The organism is Serratia sp. JSRIV001 (genome assembly GCF_019968745.1).
Lineage (GTDB): Bacteria > Pseudomonadota > Gammaproteobacteria > Enterobacterales > Enterobacteriaceae > Chania > Chania fonticola_B.
Genome location: NZ_CP074147.1, coordinates 3,438,408 through 3,460,039, shown reverse-complemented (window position 1 = coordinate 3,460,039; position 21,632 = coordinate 3,438,408). Strand labels below are relative to the sequence as shown.

Below are 21,632 nucleotides of genomic sequence, written 5' to 3'. Positions count from 1 at the left end.
ACGGTGAATGGCTTACTCGCCGCTCGTGTGCTGTGCTGTCTGATAAACAGCGATATAGACATGCCCAAAACTGCCCAACGTATCAGCCTGGCAGGTAAAACCGGCGTGCTGGACCGTGACGCAGTGCTGGCGGCGCTGGTCGAGTTCACCCGAGCGCAGACAGGTTTCCAACTGTTCAATCAGCACGGGGAAGGCGCTATTCAGCCCCTTGAGGTCGTTGGGTGAAAAGGTGCCAACCAGACCGGCGCGGTCAACCAGAAAATGCAGACGATTGCCCTGTTGCACCAGTCTGGCACCTAATCTTGGCGTGATAGCACAGTGCAGGCCCCAGATGGGGGACGGTGTGCTGTCTTCGTGGTTATCGGTATCGCTATCTTTCATTGTCGGCGTTCCTTAAAAGGCACAACGCCAGCGGGCGAGGCTGGCGTGTTGTTGGATCACAGAGGTTAATGGATGCTATCAGGCAAGGCGGCGAATGGCTGGGCTTCGCAAACCTAGCGCACTGCGGGCCCGTAGGAGATCGCCCCCGCTTAGGGTTGGGTCTTGTGCCATCAGGCTGAAACCGGGGCGATCAATGCGTACCAGATCAAATTTCTCCACCAGTTCGTTGACGGTCTCCCTTACGGTAATGCCATGTTCAATCTGTTGAGCAATCGCCTGGTCGTCGTGATAGGGCGTATCGTTAAGTTCCAGGCCATAGCAATGGCCCAGCAACCAGGCCAACAGTTGCTGGTATTCGATAAAGGTGGGATTGGCATGGGTCGGGGTGTGGGGGAGTTTGTTGATGGTCTTCATAAAGGGGGTTCCTTAACAGAGCGGAGAAACCGGTAACTTGCAGTGATAGCTCAGCCAGTAGGCGACTTTGCGCCATTGTTTCAGCGGAACGTCAGATTCAATCGTCCAGGTGTTGGGGCACTGCGTATTCGCCAGGAGCAGTGCGGCCATGACTAACCCGTGGTAGGGATAGCCTCGTGTATCGCAGCGGATCAAGGCATACGGTGTTTTACGCGGGTAAAGGATGAAAGGGTCACCGGCCAGGTGGCTGGCCCTTTCCCCGTTAAAACCGATCATCCCTGGCCCAATCAGGTTGTCGTCGAATTGATACAGGCGGTTGCCGGTGTGTTCACAGATGATGGGGGCTGTGGCTAAACCCAACGTGTCGGGGCGTTGGCACAGTTGCTGATAAGCGGCGGTGATGGCCTGGTATAGCCTTTGCCAGTCGTCTGATGAGACAGTGTTATGCTGCAGAAAATGGAATACGCCCGGCACGGGCTGTGTGCTCGTGTTCATGAGAAAGAGTCCTTTAAGAATAATGGGATAACGCGAGGGGGCGCGTTAGGAGTGGGCAGTATTACCAGTCGAAGGTGGCAAAGCCGGGCAACACGTCACCCAGGGCATCGATATGCAGGTAGCTCAATTGATGGCGTTTCATCAACGTGGTAACCAGACGGCGGCAGGCTCTGGAGAGCCCCAGCCGTTTAAGCCGCAACACCGGGGGCGTCCACGCCTCCAGCCTGAGCAGATAGCCCGTGCCGGTGTAGCACAGCCACTCGACGTCGCTGAAGTCGTCCTGGCAGTGGGAAAGCTGATAGAGCCGTTGATTGTCGTCTTCGGTGATGTGGGCCGTACTGCATTGCAGGCCGAAGCGTAACACAGGTATTGTCGTGATCATCGACACCCTTCCTTTATTACACCCCGTTGCGGGTAACGGCGTTGATGATGTGCCAATACCTTTTCACGCCATTCAGGGCTGATGACCGGAGCCATCGCCAGATAGCGTTTGGGGCAGGAATAATAGTAAGGGTGCACCGATTCATCCATCGCCTTATAGCCCCAGCTTCCGGCTGACCCCTGCATCAGGGTGCAATGAATGACGGTGTGAGAGGTTTTGGTGGGGTTTTTGGGGGTACTTTGAACAACAGACCACAGAACATTGCCCCGTAATGCATGCGCCAGCGTCACATGTTGATAGTGTTCGGTGTCGTCGGTTCGGATCAGTGCCGCGATCAGCTCACGGCGAGAGCGGTGCGAAAATAACCAGCCCATAGAGAATGTCCCTTATATAGAATGGTAGAAAGTGGCTATCAGCAAGGCAACCAGCCACGCTCTGCCAGCGAGAGCGGTTCAGAATCCCCGACGATCAGGTGATCCAGAACACGGATATCGACCCATCCCAGTGCACTCACCAGGCGATCCGTCAGTGTGCGATCGGCATTGCTGGGTTCGGTGTCACCGGACGGATGATTGTGGCTGACGATCACCGCAGCGGCCTGGTGGTGTAATGCCCGGATCACCACTTCACGAGGATAGACGACGGTGGCATTGAAGGTACCGACCGAGAGCGTTTCACTGGCGATCAACCGGTGGCGATTGTCTAAAAACAGCACCATAAAGCATTCACGGCGTTGAGGTTGCAGATGGAGCTTGAGCCAGGTTTTCACCGCCTCCGGGGCGTTGAACGTATAAGGGCGGTGTTTAAGCTGGGTTTCGAGTATGGCCAGTGCCTGGCTGACAATCTGTTGCTGGTTGGTGGTGAAGGGCGGTGGTGGTGTAAGCAGTTGGGGGTGTTGCATGGGGAGACCTCGTTTCAGTCAATCAGGGCGAAAATGGCACGGCTGTCGGGATGTTGCAGTGCGTATTCCCGCAGGCGGTAGAAATGTTCGGTCATTGCCTCGCTCTCGGTACGGCAGGCGTGGTGACTGTAGGCCATCAGGCAGGCGGTGATCCCGGCTGCGTGTGCGCCCATCTCAGCCCCGTTGCCGTTGAGGAGGTTGAACAGTCACCAGGGCTTATCGTCTTCGGTTTGTGGAGCGATGAATACCCCACCGTGACTGAGCGTGTAAAAATCCCACATCCCACCGTGGTAATCGGCACACAGGCGATCCAACCAGTTGAAGACGTGGGTCTCTAGCAGGAACCATCGCGGTACGCTGCCAAAATGCTGTTGCCAGAAACGGGAGCGTTGGTGGTCTGGCACCAGCGTAGCGATCAGTTCGCTGGTCTGAGGGATTGCTGTAGAAGGTGCAGAATGTGTATTCATGGGAAATAGCCTTTTGAATGAGATACATAACAAAACAGGCCCCACCGGAAAACAGGGGAACCAGTCTGGACGGGGTGTGGTAACGGTCAGTGAGTGCTTACGGGGGACTGTGGTCGGGTTATTGCGGCAGAGTGAAAATCAACCGCAGTTCGGCGCAGGATTGGGCATAGCCATCCACGTCAACGCAGGCTGGCCAGTGACCTTCTTCCTCAGCCAACCGGCACAGGCTGCGCTCACCGGGGCGGTAGCAAAGATGGTTGCACCAGGCGCACAGATCGTCATCTGATATCGAACGGCTACCGGGGTGATTGTCCAGCGGCAACGGGTGCCACTCTGCCTGCCGCGCGTCAGCGGGAACGTGTTGCATCAGGCCACTGCCTGCTTGAGCTGCTCCGCCATAACCCACAATGCGCGGTTTAGCTTGATGTCGCCATCAATCCCGTTGACCGCGCGGGTCTGTGCCCGTTTGCCGGTGGCGCTGCGACCGGATAATCCGCCTTTGCTGAGATTTTCTTGCAGCCTTTGGAATGTTGTCCACAAATCATCTTTCTTATCCTCCCAACGCCGGGGCATCAGGATTTGGTTTTCGGTAACGGGGTGATGTTCTTCGCCGTAACGGTAGGTCAATACGGCGTGCGCCAGGGCGTGCTGATGCTCGGGGGTCAACGTTAACGCCAGCATCCCTTCGCGGCTCTCTTCTATCCGGTCAAATATTCCCAGTACCTCGTATGCTCCTTCAATCACTTTATCTACAATCTCGGTCCCTTTGTGCGGCACACGAATCTCACCAAAACTCTGACCACAGACCAGCCCGTTCGAACAGATCTGTCTGTACCAGCCTGGCAGCATCTGGTAGCTGCTGGAGCCATCGTGACTGTTGAGCAACACGATTTCCTGCACCTCTTTTTGAGTGATTTGACCCGAACGACGCAGGCGCATAAGATGCTTGGTGTGTTCACGTTTGCCCGGATCGCGAACACGGGTCTGGCAGGCAAAGAACGGCTCAAATCCTTCTTCACGCAACCGTTCCAGCAAGGTGATGGTCGGGATGTAGCTATACTTTTCGCTGCGTGAAGCGTGTTTGTCGTCACCCAATACGCTGGGGGCGTAATGGGCCAATTCATCAACGGTTAACGGGCGGTCGCGGCGAACGGAATTCACCCGACCAAAACGGGAGGCTAAACGGGTCATGGTTAATTTTTCCTTATTCGGAGACTAAAAACAAAAAGGCCCCACCGGCAAAAACCGGGGAGCCTGTCTGGACGGTGTGGGGAAAATTTCCCGGGTGTTAACGCAAAGTGGATCAATGGTGCAGTGGTGTCACGTGGAGCGATGACACCGGCCTCGGCCTAACGCCGGGACTTATTCTGACGTGCATTCGACGGCAGTCTGGAGCAGATAGTCAGCAAAGTCCGGTCTCTGGATGACGCGCACGTCACGCCCCCATCCCTCACCGTATCTGGCGGTGATTTTGTTGTAGGCGCAGTCGCACATCGCCGTATTGCCCTGCGTCTTGTACTCTCGCATGAATTCGCGTTTTTCAGGGGCATCGCAGCCCGCTAGGGTGCAGAGCACGAGCAGAAGAGGCCATGTCGTTTTCATGGCTATCGTCTCCCGTAATACGCCAACAGCAGCCCGGCAATGACGCAGAACCAGATAATCCCGCCCAGAATATCACCCAGGGCAGGAAACCAGGCCACGGGCCAAATGAGCCCCTGGCCGATGGCGTAGCCCAGACCACGTGATGCCTGTTCCCCCCAGAATGCTTTATAGACGGTGGTGACAAAACCCAGGAAAAAATAGAGTCCCCAAAAACCTTTCATTAAATTCTCCTTTAAAGCGTAATCAAACCCGGCGCAGGCCTGGCAGGTGGCACCGAACCGACTTATTCGTTCGGTGGTGAATGAAACGGCAGTAATACCTCACGGATAAAACGGTAGTGAGGCAGCGCGGCAACAAAATGGGTGTGGGTGATCAGGCTATCGACTGCCTGACAGGGGACGTAACTCTCTTTGGACACAATCACTGCATCAATGTCATCGACAACAATCACCGCGATGCGCCCCTGCCATTCGCCCACCAGATACCAGTGTCCGTCGTGAAACATCAGGCGGTAAGGTGCGAGCCGCTCATAACGGCACGTTGGCGTCAACAGCAGTACCCGGTGTCGGGTGGCGATGGTGTCAACCAACGTGGCAAAATGCGCTGAGACCTGGCTGGCGTGATGTAGCTGAAAAATGGTTGGCCAGGAAATGCAGGGAGAGGCACCATCAGCTGACAGCAACGCCTTGATCATCTGACTGTCGAGACCCGGCAGCAGGTCAATGATGCCGATACGTCTCGCAAACGCCAGCACGTCTTTCTCGGTATGGCGCTGACTGACGCCTGAGGCGAGACGGCAGAGACCCTGCTGGTATTCCAAATCCAGATAGACCAGCCGCTCGCGAAAATCACGACGCAAGGTCCGCAGGGAAACCCCAAACTCGCTGGCCAGGTTGCGGACATTCAGGGTATCACCGGCCAGTAAGCGGCTGATGATCAATGAGAGCCTGACCGCCAGACGATCATGCCGGGGCGCTATTTGGGGCATTGAGAGGCTCCATCAACGATCTGAAAAATGAGAACCACTGTAAAGAAGGGGGCGGTCAGGGTATGGACACACCGGAAAATATTTTTACAGCAGGGTGATCACCGGAGTGGTGCGACGAACGAGGGATTTCATGCATGTCGGCATCGAATTGTCGTGGACAGGGAGTGGCCACAAGGCCGTTTCCTGCCACTAATCGAACCATCATCAATACTCCTGTAAAAATGCGTGAGACTGCCGGATAGGCGTGAGCCGACAGCAGAAAAAGAAAATGGCCCGGCCTGAGAGGCCGGACCGCAGAGGGATGCACGGGGTCAGTCAGCGTTTACCGGGGGATGCAGCGCGTTACCCGAAAAACCAGCCCCAGACGGATTTAGCCACCTGCCGGACGGTATTGTTGACCGACTTGACCAGCGCTTTGACGGGGGTGGGCAGCGGCACGGTGTCGATAACCCAGTCGATGAGTTCGCTGACGGTGTCGCCAAAATCGTCGCGGGCTTTGTCGAGTACGGTGTCGGTGCGGTAGGTTTCGCGCAGTTGAACGGTCACCGCACTGCTGGCCTCCTTTGGGAGCGCGGTTACCAGGGCCTCCACCAGGTCGGGCAACTGATACCCCGTGGCAGCACTGACGACCTGAATGTGTGCTGGCGGGACCTGAAAGTGTTGGGCAATCGCCTGGACCTTGCGTTCAAGCGTGTCCCACTGGCAGGCAGAGGGTTGCTGCTTCACCCGGTCCCACTGGGCCACCGGCTCGACCTTGTCGGCCTGATTGACCACAAACAGCACCGGCACCCTGGGGTTTGTGGCGTTCAGGAGTTGGTGGTAGACGTGCTCATCCACCGACAGGGCACGGTCATCGGCCTTGATGACCCAGAGTATCAGGTCAAGTTCGGGCAATAACTGCTGGTACAGCGCCTGGTATTCGGTGTCACGCGCCCGGCTTTCACCGACCCCGGGCAAATCAATCAGCGTCAGTGCATGGGCCCCAAAGGTGAGTTGCAGCCGGGTGGCGGCACGGGTACAGGCATCGACATCACTGACCGCGCAGGGGTCACCCCGAAACAGGGCATTGCACAGGCTACTTTTCCCGGCACCGGTTTTGCCCATCACGCCAATCACCGGCTGATACTGCACCACCTGCTGCAGGCGTTGCATCAGTCGTTCACGCACGGCAGCGGGCAGGAGCGAAAGATGTTCATGGAGTACGGTGACCCCGGAACGTTGTGTTGTCATGGCGGGAACCTTGAATAAGAGACAGACCTACGGCGAGAGAAAGGGGGCCACCGATGGCCCCCTGAGCAGAGGACGCTACGCGGGCTTAAGGCCGCCAGACGCCCCATTCCTTATTGGTTTTAGGGTCAAGCAGGTCTGTCAACCCGGCTGGCACCGGACAACGGCCTTCACCGGCATAGCAAATCTCGGTGCCTTCATCTTTCATGTTGGTCCAGTTCTCGTCACTGCCCAGATTGCCATTGGCGGCACTGTTGATGGCCCCTACATCGCCTTCGGCAAAGCAGCCCACCGCCGTGTTGGGCTGGTACTTTTTCGGCACCTGCAGACAAAAGGCATTTTTGCCGTCGTACTGGAAAATGACGATGCGGGGCTGGCCGTCGACCACCTGGTTTTGGGCCAGCGTGGTGGTGGTCTTTGCCTGAGCAAGGGGGGAGAGAATGGCGAAAGCCAGCAGGGTCAGCGGGATAATCGGTTTCATGATGAGGTGTCCTTGTGTGTTATCGAGAGGGCTTCTCGATACTCATGTTGGTAATATAGATGTGAGAAATCATTGAGTTATAAAGATTCCCTTTGGGTTCCACGTCCCCACATCGTCCCCAGCATAAAACGGCACGGGAAGCGACCACGGCAAAGAGAGCGGCTCATATTATTGATCGTTAATATCGATCAATTCATTAATATTGATCTGTGTAGGCTATCAATGGTAAATTGCATCGCCGACAGGTAAAGGCTGTTCGACATCCGTGAACAAGACGATTTCTGCAGGGTTCCAGGACAATGACCTATGACAATAACGCCTCCCCATTCCACCGTATCGACTGGGCCCGACCAGCCCCGGTTGCCTGACCAACGGCTCCCCAACCGGTTGCTGCACCGTGAGCAGGTCCAGCGCATCCTGGTTATCAAACTGCGTCATTTGGGGGATGTCCTGCTGACCACGCCGTTGCTGGGTACGCTGCGGGTCAATTACCCCAATGCCCTGATTGACGTGCTGGTGTATGACGGTACACAGGCGATGCTGGCGGGGAATCACGACATTTACCTGACCTATACGGTTGACCGGCGTCTCAAACACCAGGGCGTCAAGGCGCAGTATCGGGGGGAGCACGCCTTATGGAACAGCCTGCGCAGCGCGCGCTACGACCTGGTCATCAATCTGTCGGACCAGTGGCGGGCGGCACTGTATTGCCGTTTTCTGCAACCGGCCTTCAGCCTGGGTTTTCGTTATCCCACGCGTAACAACCGGTTGTGGCAAGCTTGTCATTCCCTGCTGGTGACAGTTGATGGCCATAAACAACAGCACACCGTGTTGAATCATCTCGACATTCTGACGCCATTGGCCTTACCCACCCAGGTTACTCGCGTGAAACAGGCCTACCGGCAATCCGATATGGATGAGGTCGACCGGCTCAGCCAGCGCCATCACCTGACGGATTTTGTGCTGCTCCACCCTGCGGCCCGCTGGGCATTCAAGACCTGGTCAGTGAAGGGGTACACGCAGGTTATCAATCACCTCACCGCCAGAGGAGCAACCGTGGTGTTGACCGGGGGGCGTTCCGTTGAAGACGTCACCCTGGTCACCGCCATTCTGGCAGGCTGTACCCAACCGCAGCAGGTGGTCAATCTGGCGGGTCGCCTGGACCTGCCTGAGCTGGCGGTGTTGATGGACCGGGCAATGCTGCTCATTGGCGTGGACTCGGTACCGATGCACATGGCCGCGGCCCTGCAAACACCTTCCGTTGTGCTGTTCGGTCCCAGTAATCTGGCGCAATGGTCGCCCTGGCAGGCGCCGCATACCCTGTTGTGGGCGGGCGATTATCGCCCGTTGCCCGACCCTGACGACGTCGATACCGATACCCCGGAACGTTATCTGGAGGCCATTCCGGTTGAGGCGGTCATCCGTGCGGTGGACCATCGACTCGCCATTCTGGCGACGTCGGCTACCGCCCCTGCGGCGCAGTGACTGACACCACCTTTAATTCACCTTGATAGAAGCCCATCACCATGTCATCGACAAACTTGTCCGCAGTCTCTTCCTTTACCCCAAGCCGCATTCAGTGGTTTGGCCTGACGGCATTTTTACTCGGGGTGTCCCTGCCGACGTCCAACGCACTGATGAATATCGCGTTGGGCATGGTTGTAGTCTGCCTGCTGTGGCAACGGGATTATCGTTACGTGCTCCCCCTGCTCAAACAGCCCCTGGTCTGGTTGCCCGCCTTGATGTTTGCCCTGCTGGCGCTGTCGTTGCTAACCCAGTACCACGACTATGGTCCGAAGATGGTGGGCAAGTATCAAAAGCTGCTGTACGTGCTGCCGCTGGCGCTGTTCTTCCTGACTGACCGCCAGTTACTGACCCGGTTTATCAACGGCTTTTTGCTGTCCAATGCGGTGATATTGGTCATCAGTCTGGTGTCCGGTATCGGGCATGTCACGCTGGGCGGTCTCGACCCGCAGAACCCTACGGTCTTCAAGTTGCAGATAACCCAGAACGTGTTTATGGCGTTCGCGGTTCTGGTGTGGTTGTCCCGAGCCTTCGCACAATCCGGCCTCACGCGCGCGGGCTATGGCGTACTGGCCGCGCTGGCAACGGCCAATGTGTTGCTTATGGTTCAGGGACGTACCGGCTATGTGGCGTTGTTGGTCGGGGTGGGCGTCTGGTTGTTGTTGACGTTACCCGGTCGGCAGCGTCTCGGGGTGTTGGTCTGCGGTCTGCTGGTGACGCTGGCGCTGGTGTTGATTCCCAATCGTGCCACGGAGCGCCTGGCATTGGGTCTGCAGGAGGTTCGCCACTGTGTGCTGGCTCCGGCTGAACGGGCCTATCAGGCCTGTGACAACTCGATGGGGCAGCGAACGGCCTTTGCCCGTGAGGCGTTCCGGCTGATAAGACAGGCTCCCCTGTTGGGAAACGGGGCCGGGAGTTTCTGGTACGGCAATGCCCAGACCGGCTACAGTGTACATAACCCGCACAATGAATATCTGCTGGAGACGGTCCAGAACGGCCTGCTGGGGCTGGCGCTGTTTCTGGGCTGGATGTGGTGCTGCCTGCGGGCGGCCTGGCGTCAACCGGTCGCCTGCCGTAACCTGTGGGTGGCCATTCTGGGCAGCTATATGGCCTGCCACCTGTTCAATTCGTTCCTGCTGGACTCAGCCGAAGGGCATCTGTTTATGGTCATCGCGGCAAACCTGGCGAGCTTGACGGTAGTCAGGCGAGAGGCCACGGTTCCATGAAGCGTATTCTGATAATCCGGATGGATTTTCTGGGGGATATGGACCGTACCACGGTATTTATACCGGCGATGAAGTAACGTTGTCCCGCTGCAGACATCCCTGTTCTGGCGAACAGGGACAATCAGGATGCGTTGCTCAATAACCCGGCAGTGACGCAATACCATACCTATGTCTACAGTAAATACCGTGAGCGCAACCCTCGGCCTGGCAGGCTGGCTGCACTCGTTGACCGGCTAGCCCTGATTGGGCGTTTACGGCGATGGGGTTTTGATTTGCGGGTCATTCCCAACGGCGGGATACATAAGAACAGCATTCAGTTTGCCCGGCAACGCAATGTCAGGGATTGTCGCTGGCATAACGCCGTGACCGCGTTTGATGGCCGCAATCCGCAGCACGTCGCCAACCGGGCACTTCGCCACGAGGCCCTCTCGGGGTATGCACGGGTGCCAGAGCTGGGTCAGATGCAGAGTAGCGCACTGCGGTTGCAGGTTTATCCGGCACCTGAGTTACAGGCGAAGTGGCATCGGTTATACGGGACACGCACCCGCACCCGGTGCCGTATCGGGCTGTTTATCGCCAATAAATCGCCCCAGCGTCGCTGGCGTCGTGAGAAATGGTGTCAACTGGCGGCCACCTTGAGTCCTGCCATGGATCTGTTTGTTTTATCTCCCCGACAGAACCGCCGATCGCCCATATTGACGCACGTTATCTCAGTACGCCGTCAGTCAGGGAACGGGTGGCGGCAATGAGCTTACTGGATCTGGTGATATCGGCGGACTGTGCCCCGATACACCTCGGTTTATCCCATAACCACACGCAATGCAGTGCTTTTCACCCTGGTAATGACTCTGGTACAACGCGCAGTACCCTGTGCGTAATACGATAGGTGCTGCAAGTTTTGCGCAACGCCGCGTGCTTCGCCTCGGTTTTCACCCGTGGATCCAGATTTGCACAGTTCATCAGCGTTGATTGCGGGACCGTCCGCTGGTCATGCTCGAACCACGGGCCACGCCGGGTATACCCCACTTGCAATATCAGCTGATAACCGCAGGATATGCAGGTGAGCACGCCACTGCCTCTGTTGATGGCCTCTTTAATCGTCACAAAGTGTCCGACGTTGTCATTGGCCAGGTAACATTTCAACATGCGCATACGGTGACCTCCGACGGGGGGGACGGCTGTGTTGATCGGTATGGCTAATCCGTGCGTCAGGGGCGGTCTGGGCTGTTCTAGCCCCGGTCAAGCGGCCATGGCCGTCCAGCGTGATAAAGGATTTCATATTATTGGTTCTCTGCACACCCTTACGCGCAGGGGGTGCCCGTCCCTGTGTTCGGGCACGAAGGGGAAATGAAAGTCAGCTCAACAAGCGAGGTCAAGCAGCAGGTGGCTTGCGGGATAGCGACTATCGTCACCGACGCGCGTTGGATTGAACGAACATTGATGGCCAGGCGGTGCGGTTGAGCTTAGGCATGGCCTGCCTTACGAGGACGCCCCACCGCCGAACGCTCGGGAACGTCATTGCAACCGAAGGGGAAGAGCATCCCCTCTTTCTGCTCAACTTTGGCAAGGTAGCTTAACACCCGCTTGATATTGGTAATGCTTGCTGGCGCGTTGTAACACACCGGGATAGTGATATCCGCCTGATACCTCTCTTTAAAGTCACAGCGATGAAAGCCACCGTCCTGTTGTGTTATCGCTTTCCAGAATGCCATGGCTTTCTCAGCAAAGGGAAAGGTGCGTTGCGTCGCATGGCCATCCAGCCAAAATACGACGTGTGCATGAAATTTGTGATCAACGGTCCACTCGATGACCCAAAAATACCCCACAACGGCGCTCAGACGCTCCATTTCAGTCATCAATAGCCTGACGTCACTTTCAAGCTGACGGTGCCGCTGCTGGCCGTACCGGACGGTATTTTTTTGATAAGACAGATCGACGCGCAAGGCTAACAGACGGGAGTAACGGTTTACCAACTCATCGATGTGTAAATTCAATCTGTGGCTCAAGAACCAATCAAGGCTCCAGGTTCGATTGAATGGGCTTGTGTTACGCATGGGATCAACTCCTGGGTTCAAAATCGTCAGCGTGGGGGGGAGGACTGGGCCTGATGAGGTCGTGTGGGGGGAAAAGGGGGCATCACCGTTGATTGCAGAAAGGATGGTACGCGCGCACTCAACGGCGAGAAGGTGGCTGTCAGCGCCAATACGGCACCTGGGACGCTTACAGCGACACGCCCGGTTCTTTATTGCACCCCGTGAGGCTTACCCGGTTCAACAGAAGGTGCATATCATCCTCGTCGGAGCAGGCGACCGCAGGGCTGAACGGGTAAAGGGGCGACTGCTGCCGCCCTTCAAATTAACTGGCGACCCCAAGTCCGATGTGCAACGCCAAGCCGCCTTGGCTCTGCCAACGGCTGCCCCCAAGCCTGTCCCTCCCCAAGGTACTGCTCAGTGCTCCCTGAAAGCGCTGTAAAGCCCTCTTCGGGACAAACTGGCGTAACCCATACGAGGCATAGGGCACGGCTTTCCAACGCCCTGGCGATGGCTTGACGCTGGCTACACTCCCCCCGTTATCGAACGGGACGATATGGCAGACACGTCGGACCGGGCAGCGCCCTTATCCGCATTGTTGACCACACGGGGGGCTTTAGGCGTCAGAACGTAACGCAACCATCACCTCTACGGTAACGCCCCCTGACTTCGCTGAGGCGTGTATAGCTCACGGCGCAGACATACAGGTAGGCTGACAGGAGCTGCTCTGGACTCCACTCCCCGCCCAGAACAAACCCACCTCGGGCATACACACCTTTTTGCCGAGGCTTGCCGTCTGACTTCACGGGGGTTAACGCCAAACCCCTGCCAGTCTCGCAGCAGCGCAATCAGGTATCCGTGTGAGCTACGGGTGAAATTAACAAGGGTAGCGATCGGGGTTATGCCTACACCCTGGATCAGCGGACTAAGTCTCAATATGCGAGAGGAGAGTAAGCACACACAGTGACTTCAAGGCTAGGTAAGTAAGCTGGGTAACTGGAGTACCAGACTCGAGTGATCAGGCTACTAGAAACTAGAGTGAGCAGAACTCTAAAAATGGAGTAAGTAAAATACTAAAACTGGAGTGCTTGTTAATTAAATTAAAAAACCCAAATTAATTTCACTTCAACAATTGACATCTGAGTGATTTGGCTAAACTCAGGTAAAATAGCCGATGGAGGTCTCACTTCCTTGAGACTCTGATTCGCTCCTGCACCCATTGCTCCACCTCACTCTTCAGCCAGCGTGAGCTTCTGCCCAATTTGATAGGCCTGGGGAACGCCCCCTCGCTGATAAGTTTGTAGAACCACTTATCGGTCAGCCCGGTAAAGTCGGTGATGAAGATCATACTCACCAACTGGTCGTTGGTCAGGTCTACGGTGTTGTGCATGTTGATGCCCTCTGAAATCGATTGGATTAGAGAGAACACGGTGAGGATCCCTGTTTGATTTTCTATCGAGGTCACCGGACACCCTGTTCGTCATGGCATTCCTGACCGGCGTAAAAAATCTTAGAATCAGCTCATCACTTTTGCACTTTCACTCACTGCGGTTACCAACGCATTTTTTTCACCTGGTTGCTGATCGGAGCACTAACGTGGGTACCAGGCCATGGCTAAATGCCCCCCACCGTCGGTTATTACCCTTGACCCAATGTTAGCGATATACGCAATTTTCACGTCATCCGGCACAAATAGAAACATAAGCGTTGACGAACAATCCAGGACGGAACGGTGCGAGTCTATGGTTAGATGTTCTACGAAAAACGTCGGTTCGTCACGCTGCAACATCATGACCGTGGCACAGGTATGCGATCTCGATTTCCGGAATTTTTTTACGTACTTTCACGTAATAGGTAACGTAACCTCCCCCCCTGTTGTTGAGCCCCGCAGGTGGCTCCTATGATCTAAAAGTGATCGAGGCAAGGAGGGAGTCAAGACAACACCGTAGGCAGCCGTCAGAGTTCCCTAACCATCAAAGTGCTTGACAAAAACCAAACTACAAGTTATAATGTTACATTATAACCAATAACGCCGAATAATCATTAGCCAATATGCAACAATATTCTGGCAACACAGTGAACATGAGAAAGAAATCATCCCAGACGGAGTCGGTAAACGGAAAACTCGCTGGGCACTATCATCGGGTATTTATGCGTAACCCCGACATCAAAAATTTTCACTTCGGATTTTATCTGACTCCTGTACTGCCAGAAGGGTCACACCTGAAACGAGCCCGGTTTCTGAACGATAAAAGTGGTCAGGTCACCCACGCCAAACGGCTTAAGTCTGTATTGGGAAAATTCAATAACAGTTACAGAAACTGCAGAATTGGTACTGTCATCACCGGTTATTCATGGGTGTTGCTCGCTGAACGGTTTGGTGAACCGTATGTCGATATCATGTTTTTTGTCTCAAAAGCAGATCGCACGGTGGAGAACGGGGGGAGGTTGGCAGACTTATGGATGTCACTGGCAAATCCCAACAGGCAGCAACGTAACCGGAAAACTGAACCGGAGGGTAAAAAGTTACTTGAGAGCGGTGCAGTAAATTTTGCAGCCGTATTGAGCTACAACCTTGCGTTACCCTTTTTGGCATTAAGTCGTGGTGATCATCCTTATCTTCAGGAATTCATCGATGCAGACAGTGACCAAGACAGTGACCCAGGCAGTGGCAGTGACCGAATGCCGCTTTATGCTACACCGATGCGAAGAATACGAACCGGTGGTAATGACCCTCATCGCCATTCTTTGCTGGTACTTCCCGGGATGCGAAGCGTAGGGGGATCTGAACATAAACGTGCCAGGAGAAAGAAGGTCATTGTTTAGAGCGAGCCGCTGTTACCGAGGGTAAAAGCACCTACTATAACTGCAACCAAAAAAAAGAGACGTATGCAAAACTCGGTATTGGGAGGATCCATTACCGTGACACCGACAAACGTAAGGTGTTGGTCGAAGTCGCTTCCTATCTCACCAAACCCCATAGTGACTCCAGTCCCCATCTCCCTGCTTGCACACGGTCCTTTGGCCGGGGCAAAAGGCCCCGGGGTAGTGAGCCGCGTGGGCGCAAGCGGCAATCGGTAGAAGCCACCGGCAAGGTGAGTCACCAGCGCGGCCGATTCTCGTCCCTGTAGCCACTGTACAATACGGCCTCATGGATTGGACTCCGGTACTTTACCGCCGTTAATGCCTGAACCCCGCGTTGGCGATGCATATCGGCTTTGCCTCTGAGCTCTGCTCGGTGTACCGTTTCAGACAGGGTTGTGCTCCCCTAAGTCGGTGGATCCGTTGCTACCCTGCACCTATGGCTTAAAGAGCACACTTCTCACTGGGAAAAGAGCTTGACGGTTTACCGTTCAACGACTCGATATCCTTAAACGCGATCACAGCATCACTCTTTCTACGGTCACTTATTCACTCGATCAATCGATCACGGTATCTCTCTCTACGGTCACGTTGCTCTCTGTGACTGATCGGGAACTCTGGCGGTTCCCTACGATGTTGTCTTCCAACCCCGATCTTATTAGATCATAGGAGCCACCTGCGGGGCTCAACAACAGGGGTTGAGGTTTCGTTACATATTAATTGAATGTACGTAAAAAATTACCGGTAAGGAGACCTCTGACCGTTAGCCACACTGCCGTCAGTCGGTACCGGCAACTACGCCAACACCGGCAGGGGCGCGTTGATAGGGCCAGGATCACAGTGGCATGGGCGTCAGCCCACTGTAGCTTCTTTCCCGTAACGCTTTAGTCACTGGTCGACACATTCGCCCTGAGCGGAAGGCACCGGCCTCCACCCGCTATTCTGCCCGCTCACGTCCCCTGCGTTTTTTTATGTACACCTGGAACCCTGTGTAGCCTCCCATACCGAGGGGGCATAACAGGAGTACGACGAATGCCACTATCCCCGTTGGAACAACCAAGCCCGCCAACCGTTACCGATACACCGCTGACCAGACTGCAGGCAATACTGCTGCACCGCTTGACCCGATTGGGGGAAAGCCGCGCCAGAGGGCGATTTATCGTCACGGGCAATCGGGAGACGGGCCATATCCGTATCAAGTCGACCGACGAAGCGAGTGATCGCTTGTTATGGTCAATCAGAATGTGTGTTGATGCCCGCCATGCACACCCGACACTGGCCCTGTTTAATCGCTATCGTGCGCTATTTCCCCTGACGCTCACCCCAGACTACAGCGAAGACGCCTATTGGCGTGCAGCACAGCTCAATAACTTCTTGCGGGGCTTTCGGGAGGACTACCGGTCCCCAGCGCACCAGCAGGCGCTGGAACGTTACGACTGTAATTGCAGTGAACACACCGCCTGGAGGTGAATGCAGCCATCCAGGCAGATTTTTTACGTACATCACCCTCCCTGTGTAACCATCCATACCGAGGTGGCCTAACCGGAGTAGAACACCATGCCTTCATCCTTATCATCATCAACCACGCGGTCCCCGCAGGCCGTTGCATCGACCGACCCGCAGTTTGACCCGGATCGTACTTTCAAGGCACAGCAGGCATTACTGCTGCGCCGCCTAACCGAAATGGGGGAACGCCAGATCGTGGGGGGCGGTTTTTACGTGCAGGAGGACGACATCACCGGCAGCAGGCGTGCGCTTCCCAGGGGCGAGGTGGCCAATCGCTTGTACTGGTCGTTGCTGATGGTCGCCCGTACCCCGGCATTGTGCGTTAGCGAGCACCCGACACTGCGGCTGTTTGTGCACTGTCGGACGTTGTTCCCGTTCAAGCTGAATGAGGAGGAGGAAGACGCGCGCGTGCGGGCCGCACAACTCAATAACGTTATACTGGGCTTCAGGGAAGCCTTTAGAGCTCCCGAGCATCGGCAGGCGTTGGTCCGCTACGACCGGGATCAGGCCTGGCAGCGGGTCATGGATGAGGCCTGGAACGAGGAGCCTTTCGATGCAGTTTAAAAGGCTGCGTGAAGCGTGCGATAGCCACGGGCAACGGGTTCGGGCTGAAACTCTACCGCCGGGTGGCACCATGCCCTGCTACTGTGATGATTGCCACAGTCGATTGGTGCTGCGCGTGACGCATACCGAAGGGCGATACTTTGAACACGACCTGGCGCGTGCAGACCCCACATTGGCCAAGGATTGCCGCCATCGCCTGACGCAGAGCTCCCCACGCGCGTCCTCTGCCGTTAAACAGGCGTTTGCCCCCGTCCTGGCGAAACTCGCGCCCACAGATTACTTCTGTGTGCGCTGCGACAAGGCCTATGTCGGGTTGAAAACCTGCCCCTACTGTAAAGCGCATCACTACACGACCGAGGTCGCGTTACGGGGGCCGGAATAAACGGGTGGGGTAAAACGCGGTTGATGCCTGATTGGCAGACTCTCAGCACGGGGCCTGGTGGCGGTTCAACCCTGTTCGCCGACTCCAGGTCCGGCGTCGTGGGTAACAAAAGCGGTGGACGGCTGTGCTGTCTGGATGGCGGCACAGCAAGCCCCCCCAGCAAGACTGAAGTTTTGTACCTAATGCGCTGTTGCAACCCCCCTGAATTGTCCACCCACATCCGATGCATCGCTTCCATACCAGAAGCCGCCATTGACGATTATCCGAGACTGACCGCATTACGTGTCACACGGTGCTTAGCCATCCCAGTATGCTGCGCCATGCAACGACGTGATGCAGTTAAGGTTGTCAGAGGGCGTGGCTTACCGGGGGATTGTTCTCAGGCCTGTTCGTCAATCAGCACAACGGGGCCTGGCTGGATGCGTTCGGCAATGCTGTACACCAGGGCGCAGAGTTGTTGCTTGTTTTTTGTGCCGGTGTGATAGTGGTAGGTGATATAACCGTCGTCGTCGACAAGCCGTAGGGCAGGCAAAAACCGCTTCTGCTCCATTGCATCGTCAAGTTGGCTAAGCATGATGGTCGACGGCTCGCGTAACCCTATTCTCACAGTGTATGTCTGCATCGGTTAGCGGTTGCCTGTGGCTGAAAAAAAAACCAGCCCCTTAATAGGGCTGGTAAACTGTGACACACATGAGCAATACGTAGGCTATTGGGATTGTGGGGCACCAGACCTGAAAGATCACGAACAGCCGTTGCGCAGTTTACCGTTTTCTGGTGCATTAACCATTCCCCCACGACAATCTTTATTCAACGCATCATATCCCGCTGGGTAGCGAGGCTTTCAGGTTGAAAAAAACAAAGGTTGGAGAGCCTGGCATGGAACTGCTCTGGGCACGCGCAGCTTGGGGCCTTTGCAGCATCGGAGTACACCGCTGGAGTCTGACGATAGGAATGTGCCGTTTAGGGGGGCACTGTTCCCTGTAAATTGGCTTCCGGTTATTGTTGGTCATTGCTAAAGTGAACGAGGGGCGCTGACGGGAAACCTGCATGATTGAACGTATTGAGTATCAGGTTGAAAAATACAGCTTCGCGGAAATCGACGAGACGCCACGCATCAGGCAGCAGTGGGCTGAAGTCATTCAAGAATGCCGCGAGGTTCATGCGGGGAGTACGGAACGTTTGCGTATCGCGTTGCTGAATGTGGATTATGTCACGAGCTTTGAACTGCCCTTTCGATTATTGCTCATCCGCACCCCCCAGCTAATCGACCGATTGCGTGATGACTTACAACTTGGCCAGAAAACCGCCGTGATGAACGGCAAAAGCCGGGGGCAGGTTTACAGTCTGGGGGCTGATTTGAGTGATGTGCCCGATGCATTCCGCTATCGTCTTTCAAGCCGTATTCGCCGAGTGCAGGTCAAGGGGGCTACAGCCGTTCCCTACCAGCAGATAGCCAGGCAAACCAAAGCGCCCCGCGAACGTCTCCGGTTAGCGTTGGAGGCCGGTTTACAAGTCAATGCGCTGGATGGTCTTTTCTGGCTGGGGCTCCAGCGTATCGCCGCCGATGTTTTAAAACTGAGACAATCCGGCATGGCGATTGCCACGTCAGAGGTTGAGGTTGTTGACACACTGACCGGAACACAGAGAACCGTTGCTGCGTATCAACGCGAGTCGTACCTGTCAGCGATTCAACCAGAGCCTATAATTGATTGACGGGACAGGTCTGTAAATAATTAGCCGCTTCAGGTTGTCGCACCGTAGAAACAGCTTCTCCGGCCTTGGGGCGGTTATGCTGAGTGACCAGGGTACATTGTTCAGTGGTCTGAGGGAGGCGTGATGCTGTATGTTGAAGTGAGGCTCGATAAAAAGAAAAAGTGGCCAGACGGTGCAGCATCTACCCTGGCCGTTGAACTGAATACGCGTCTACGCCGCCAATTTTCAGCCGTCGAGGCCACCGTGCGTTTAGCCAGGATGAATGGGTTATCGGTACGTGGGGGAACTCCGGCAGACCGAGAATGTGTTGAAGCGATCTTGCAAGAAACGTGGGAAACAGCGGATGAGTGGTTCCAGCCAGATTAGCTCATTGACCACGGACAGCAGGGATTGTGGGCAGCAGCACTGTGAGCGCCCCACAGCGTTCACCTTTCCAAACGGTGCAACTGGTCTGCCTCCTGGTCAATATTCGACGCGGTTTGACAGCCAACAGCCTAAAAAAACAGGCTATCCCCTACGGCTGACAATGCGGTGTGATATGGTTCACTAACGGCCAGTATTAAATCGATGCCAGTGCCGACGGTACACGGTTTTTAACTCTACCAATTGCAGGCAGCATTCACGATGGGCAACGATCTTTGAACTAGAGACATCATCAGCACAAAGAACCAGCACCAGCAATCCCTGGCGAGCGGCATGGTACGGGTAACAGCGTCACGACCGCCAGCCCGTTGACGTCAGGATCGCGTTGATAGGGCAGGTGACATTGTTCCAATAGCTCAGGTACCGCACTGATATCGCCAGCAAAGCGCAGCGCCATCGGCGTCAGCAATTCTCCGGCATCACTGTAGCTGCTTTCCAGTAACGCTTTGACCGCATAGACTGTGCGGTTTGTCTCCGGCGTTAATTCAAGCTCTGCCCATTCTTTGGGTAAAACCAACTCGTTACGCCAGCCGATCGCTTTGAGGGTTTCGATGCAGTAGGTCAGCCGGAATAAATCATTTTGCTGTGCCAGCACGCCGCTGGTCGAGCGGTACAGGTAGTCCAGCTTGTGGGGGAGCTTGGCCGCAAAACCGTATTTCTTGCCCAGAGCCAGCAGCCAGCTTACATCCGAAGCCACGGACTTGGGGAAACGCTTCTGCTTCTGGGCTGCGGTCGGCCACTGCATCAGGAAAAGATGCTGTTGCAGTTCAGACTGTGCCCGCCCCTCTTGCTGTGCCAGACGTAACGCCACCAACGCGCACCAGGCGAGACGCGCTGTTTCATGGGAAGAAATCTCTGTACTCAACGGCCACTCCGCAAATGAAAAAAGTGCCCTGACTCCCTGCATTGAGGTGGGCGGTACGATTTTTTACACACTGGCACCATAAATTGCAAGTAAGCCTCCAACAAAGGCCGTATTGACTGGGTCGGGTAAGTTATTCTGTTGGCAGTGTTATACGCCACGGCAGTAGCTCACTGACCCGGTTTATCGGCCAGTCGGCGATCACATTCAGCACATGACGGAGATAATGCTCCGGATCGACGCCATTCAGGCGACATGTCCCCAGCAAGCTGTACAGCAACGCCCCTCGCTCACCTTCGTGATCCGAGCCGAAGAACAGGAAGTTCTTGCGCCCCAGACTCACCATCCGCAAAGCATTCTCTGCGATGTTACCTGAATTAATAATGTCCAATAAAACACATTAATAAAAATTGATTATGTAAAAACCTGTTTGTTATATTAAAAAATCACATGCGTATCTGAAATTTCTGCATTTTTCGGCTTTACACTGACTTCCGGTGCCACGTTTTTCTAGTGGGCCATGTTTTGCATTTTTCGCCCGTTGTTCTAGGGTGTTTGTGCCACATCTGACTGATGTAGTTGTAGTTGTAGTTGTAGTTGTAGTTGTAGTTGTAGCGTATCTGATATATCCCGTCGTTCTGTATTGACCTCAGATTGCCTGTGCATATTTCAGATTTACTTTTTCTGAACGCCTGGAGAACAGATGAATAATTCCTACCAAAATGAAGTACCGAAAGCACGCGTTAATATTAAATTGGACCTGCATGTCGGGGGCGCACAGAAGAAAATTGAATTACCGTTGAAATTATTGGCGGTGGGTGATTACAGTAATGGGCAGGAACACCGGCCATTATCAGAACGAAGCAAGATAGATGTCAATAAAAATAATTTCGATAGTATTTTGAAAGAGTTACAACCTACATTAGCCCTCTCGGTGCCTGACACCCTCGCCAATGATGGCAACGACACCGCCGTCAACCTCAGTTTCAGCAGCATGAAAGATTTTGAGCCTGAACAGGTAGCTCGTCAAATCCCGCAACTGCGTGCCATGTTGGCGATGCGCAACCTGCTGCGTGACCTTAAATCCAACCTGCTGGACAACCGCACCTTCAAACAGGCGCTCGAAGCCATCCTGCGCGATGAGGCGCTGAGTGATGAACTGCGTGCTGAACTGGCGGCGTTAGCCCCACAAGACCGTTAAT

At 55.1% G+C, this 21,632-nt stretch carries 27 protein-coding genes and 3 pseudogenes; 10 read left to right on the top strand and 20 right to left on the bottom strand.

Annotation, left to right across the window (positions count from 1 at the left end):
- Positions 1-12: 12 nt before the first annotated feature.
- The 14 genes and pseudogenes from KGP17_RS16060 to KGP17_RS15995 form a co-directional block, all read right to left on the bottom strand.
- Positions 13-381: a type IV toxin-antitoxin system YeeU family antitoxin gene (locus KGP17_RS16060; protein ID WP_223497970.1), complete on the bottom strand. Its 369-nt coding sequence runs from the start codon at positions 379-381 to the stop codon at positions 13-15.
- A 78-nt stretch (positions 382-459) separates the two neighbouring features.
- Entirely contained in the window at positions 460-795 is a 336-nt protein-coding gene (locus tag KGP17_RS16055; protein ID WP_223497969.1) for a TA system toxin CbtA family protein, read from the bottom strand.
- A 12-nt stretch (positions 796-807) separates the two neighbouring features.
- A complete protein-coding gene (locus KGP17_RS16050) occupies positions 808-1,290 on the bottom strand; it encodes a hypothetical protein (RefSeq protein ID WP_223497968.1) in 483 nt (160 codons plus the stop codon).
- A 61-nt stretch (positions 1,291-1,351) separates the two neighbouring features.
- Complete coding sequence (locus KGP17_RS16045) at positions 1,352-1,672, bottom strand: DUF5983 family protein (protein WP_223497967.1); 321 nt, start codon at positions 1,670-1,672, stop codon at positions 1,352-1,354.
- Complete coding sequence (locus tag KGP17_RS16040) at positions 1,669-2,046, bottom strand: hypothetical protein (protein ID WP_223497966.1); 378 nt, start codon at positions 2,044-2,046, stop codon at positions 1,669-1,671. Before KGP17_RS16040 ends, KGP17_RS16045 begins: the two co-directional genes overlap by 4 nt.
- Positions 2,047-2,084: 38 nt before the next feature.
- The gene (gene radC, locus KGP17_RS16035) at positions 2,085-2,573 is read right to left on the bottom strand and encodes a DNA repair protein RadC (RefSeq protein ID WP_223497965.1); all 489 of its coding nucleotides are present in this window, start codon (positions 2,571-2,573) and stop codon (positions 2,085-2,087) included.
- Positions 2,574-2,587: 14 nt separating this feature from the next.
- A pseudogene (locus tag KGP17_RS16030) lies at positions 2,588-3,040 on the bottom strand (antirestriction protein).
- 118 nt (positions 3,041-3,158) lie between these two features.
- A complete protein-coding gene (locus KGP17_RS16025) occupies positions 3,159-3,407 on the bottom strand; it encodes a hypothetical protein (protein ID WP_223497964.1) in 249 nt (82 codons plus the stop codon).
- Positions 3,407-4,231 (bottom strand): DUF932 domain-containing protein, encoded by an 825-nt coding sequence (locus tag KGP17_RS16020; protein ID WP_223497963.1) that lies wholly within the window; start codon positions 4,229-4,231, stop codon positions 3,407-3,409. The genes KGP17_RS16025 and KGP17_RS16020 overlap by 1 nt, the downstream gene beginning before the upstream one ends.
- A 171-nt stretch (positions 4,232-4,402) precedes the next feature.
- Positions 4,403-4,642 carry a hypothetical protein gene (locus tag KGP17_RS16015; protein ID WP_223497962.1) on the bottom strand — a complete coding sequence of 80 codons (240 nt, stop codon included), beginning with the start codon at positions 4,640-4,642 and terminating at the stop codon, positions 4,403-4,405.
- A gap of 2 nt (positions 4,643-4,644) precedes the next feature.
- Positions 4,645-4,863, bottom strand: coding sequence for a hypothetical protein (locus KGP17_RS16010; protein WP_223497961.1), 219 nt, complete (start codon positions 4,861-4,863; stop codon positions 4,645-4,647).
- Positions 4,864-4,925: 62 nt separating this feature from the next.
- Positions 4,926-5,630: a WYL domain-containing protein gene (locus tag KGP17_RS16005; RefSeq protein ID WP_223497960.1), complete on the bottom strand. Its 705-nt coding sequence runs from the start codon at positions 5,628-5,630 to the stop codon at positions 4,926-4,928.
- Between the two features lie 342 nt (positions 5,631-5,972).
- Positions 5,973-6,860, bottom strand: a complete 888-nt coding sequence (locus KGP17_RS16000) for a GTPase family protein (protein WP_223497959.1) — start codon at positions 6,858-6,860, stop codon at positions 5,973-5,975.
- Between the two features lie 85 nt (positions 6,861-6,945).
- Positions 6,946-7,338 (bottom strand): hypothetical protein, encoded by a 393-nt coding sequence (locus KGP17_RS15995; RefSeq protein ID WP_223497958.1) that lies wholly within the window; start codon positions 7,336-7,338, stop codon positions 6,946-6,948.
- Between the two features lie 306 nt (positions 7,339-7,644).
- Between KGP17_RS15995 and rfaQ the strand changes: the two genes are divergently transcribed.
- The 3 genes and pseudogenes from rfaQ to KGP17_RS15980 form a co-directional block, all read left to right on the top strand.
- Entirely contained in the window at positions 7,645-8,823 is a 1,179-nt protein-coding gene (rfaQ, locus tag KGP17_RS15990; RefSeq protein ID WP_223497957.1) for a putative lipopolysaccharide heptosyltransferase III, read from the top strand.
- A 41-nt stretch (positions 8,824-8,864) separates the two neighbouring features.
- Positions 8,865-10,088 (top strand): O-antigen ligase, encoded by a 1,224-nt coding sequence (locus KGP17_RS15985; RefSeq protein ID WP_223497956.1) that lies wholly within the window; start codon positions 8,865-8,867, stop codon positions 10,086-10,088.
- Positions 10,085-10,887, top strand: a pseudogene (locus KGP17_RS15980) (glycosyltransferase family 9 protein); the annotation flags it as partial. The gene KGP17_RS15985 and the pseudogene KGP17_RS15980, both read left to right, overlap by 4 nt.
- 32 nt (positions 10,888-10,919) lie before the next feature.
- On the opposite strand, the gene KGP17_RS15975 reads toward KGP17_RS15980, so the two are convergent.
- From KGP17_RS15975 to KGP17_RS15965, 3 genes are all read right to left on the bottom strand, one after another.
- Positions 10,920-11,240 carry a zinc-ribbon domain-containing protein gene (locus KGP17_RS15975; RefSeq protein ID WP_223497954.1) on the bottom strand — a complete coding sequence of 107 codons (321 nt, stop codon included), beginning with the start codon at positions 11,238-11,240 and terminating at the stop codon, positions 10,920-10,922.
- A 311-nt stretch (positions 11,241-11,551) separates the two neighbouring features.
- On the bottom strand, positions 11,552-12,142 hold the full coding sequence (locus KGP17_RS15970; RefSeq protein ID WP_223497953.1) for an inovirus-type Gp2 protein: 591 nt from the start codon (positions 12,140-12,142) through the stop codon (positions 11,552-11,554).
- A 1,159-nt stretch (positions 12,143-13,301) separates the two neighbouring features.
- Positions 13,302-13,508, bottom strand: coding sequence for an AlpA family transcriptional regulator (locus KGP17_RS15965; RefSeq protein WP_223497952.1), 207 nt, complete (start codon positions 13,506-13,508; stop codon positions 13,302-13,304).
- A gap of 662 nt (positions 13,509-14,170) precedes the next feature.
- Here KGP17_RS15965 and KGP17_RS15960 point away from each other — a divergent pair.
- The 4 genes from KGP17_RS15960 to KGP17_RS15945 all read left to right on the top strand — a co-directional run bounded on the left by KGP17_RS15960 (position 14,171) and on the right by KGP17_RS15945 (position 17,432).
- Positions 14,171-14,944, top strand: a complete 774-nt coding sequence (locus KGP17_RS15960) for a hypothetical protein (protein ID WP_223497951.1) — start codon at positions 14,171-14,173, stop codon at positions 14,942-14,944.
- A 1,068-nt stretch (positions 14,945-16,012) separates the two neighbouring features.
- Positions 16,013-16,450 carry a hypothetical protein gene (locus tag KGP17_RS15955; protein ID WP_223497950.1) on the top strand — a complete coding sequence of 146 codons (438 nt, stop codon included), beginning with the start codon at positions 16,013-16,015 and terminating at the stop codon, positions 16,448-16,450.
- Positions 16,451-16,537: 87 nt separating this feature from the next.
- Entirely contained in the window at positions 16,538-17,050 is a 513-nt protein-coding gene (locus tag KGP17_RS15950) for a hypothetical protein (protein WP_223497949.1), read from the top strand.
- The gene (locus KGP17_RS15945) at positions 17,040-17,432 is read left to right on the top strand and encodes a zinc-ribbon domain-containing protein (RefSeq protein ID WP_223497948.1); all 393 of its coding nucleotides are present in this window, start codon (positions 17,040-17,042) and stop codon (positions 17,430-17,432) included. Before KGP17_RS15950 ends, KGP17_RS15945 begins: the two co-directional genes overlap by 11 nt.
- Before the next feature lie 379 nt (positions 17,433-17,811).
- On the opposite strand, the gene KGP17_RS15940 is transcribed toward KGP17_RS15945, so the two are convergent.
- Positions 17,812-18,054: a hypothetical protein gene (locus KGP17_RS15940; protein WP_223497947.1), complete on the bottom strand. Its 243-nt coding sequence runs from the start codon at positions 18,052-18,054 to the stop codon at positions 17,812-17,814.
- A 425-nt stretch (positions 18,055-18,479) separates the two neighbouring features.
- Between KGP17_RS15940 and KGP17_RS15935 the strand changes: the two genes are divergently transcribed.
- A complete protein-coding gene (locus KGP17_RS15935) occupies positions 18,480-19,145 on the top strand; it encodes a DNA-binding protein (protein WP_223497946.1) in 666 nt (221 codons plus the stop codon).
- A gap of 123 nt (positions 19,146-19,268) precedes the next feature.
- Positions 19,269-19,511: a DinI-like family protein gene (locus tag KGP17_RS15930; protein WP_223497945.1), complete on the top strand. Its 243-nt coding sequence runs from the start codon at positions 19,269-19,271 to the stop codon at positions 19,509-19,511.
- 289 nt (positions 19,512-19,800) lie between these two features.
- On the opposite strand, the gene KGP17_RS15925 is transcribed toward KGP17_RS15930, so the two are convergent.
- Positions 19,801-20,433 (bottom strand): DUF2913 family protein, encoded by a 633-nt coding sequence (locus KGP17_RS15925; RefSeq protein ID WP_223497944.1) that lies wholly within the window; start codon positions 20,431-20,433, stop codon positions 19,801-19,803.
- A gap of 130 nt (positions 20,434-20,563) precedes the next feature.
- Positions 20,564-20,800 (bottom strand): annotated as a pseudogene (locus tag KGP17_RS15920) (transposase domain-containing protein); the annotation flags it as partial.
- Between the two features lie 333 nt (positions 20,801-21,133).
- Between KGP17_RS15920 and tssB the strand changes: the two are divergent.
- The gene (tssB, locus tag KGP17_RS15915) at positions 21,134-21,631 is read left to right on the top strand and encodes a type VI secretion system contractile sheath small subunit (protein WP_223497943.1); all 498 of its coding nucleotides are present in this window, start codon (positions 21,134-21,136) and stop codon (positions 21,629-21,631) included.
- Position 21,632 lies beyond the last annotated feature (1 nt).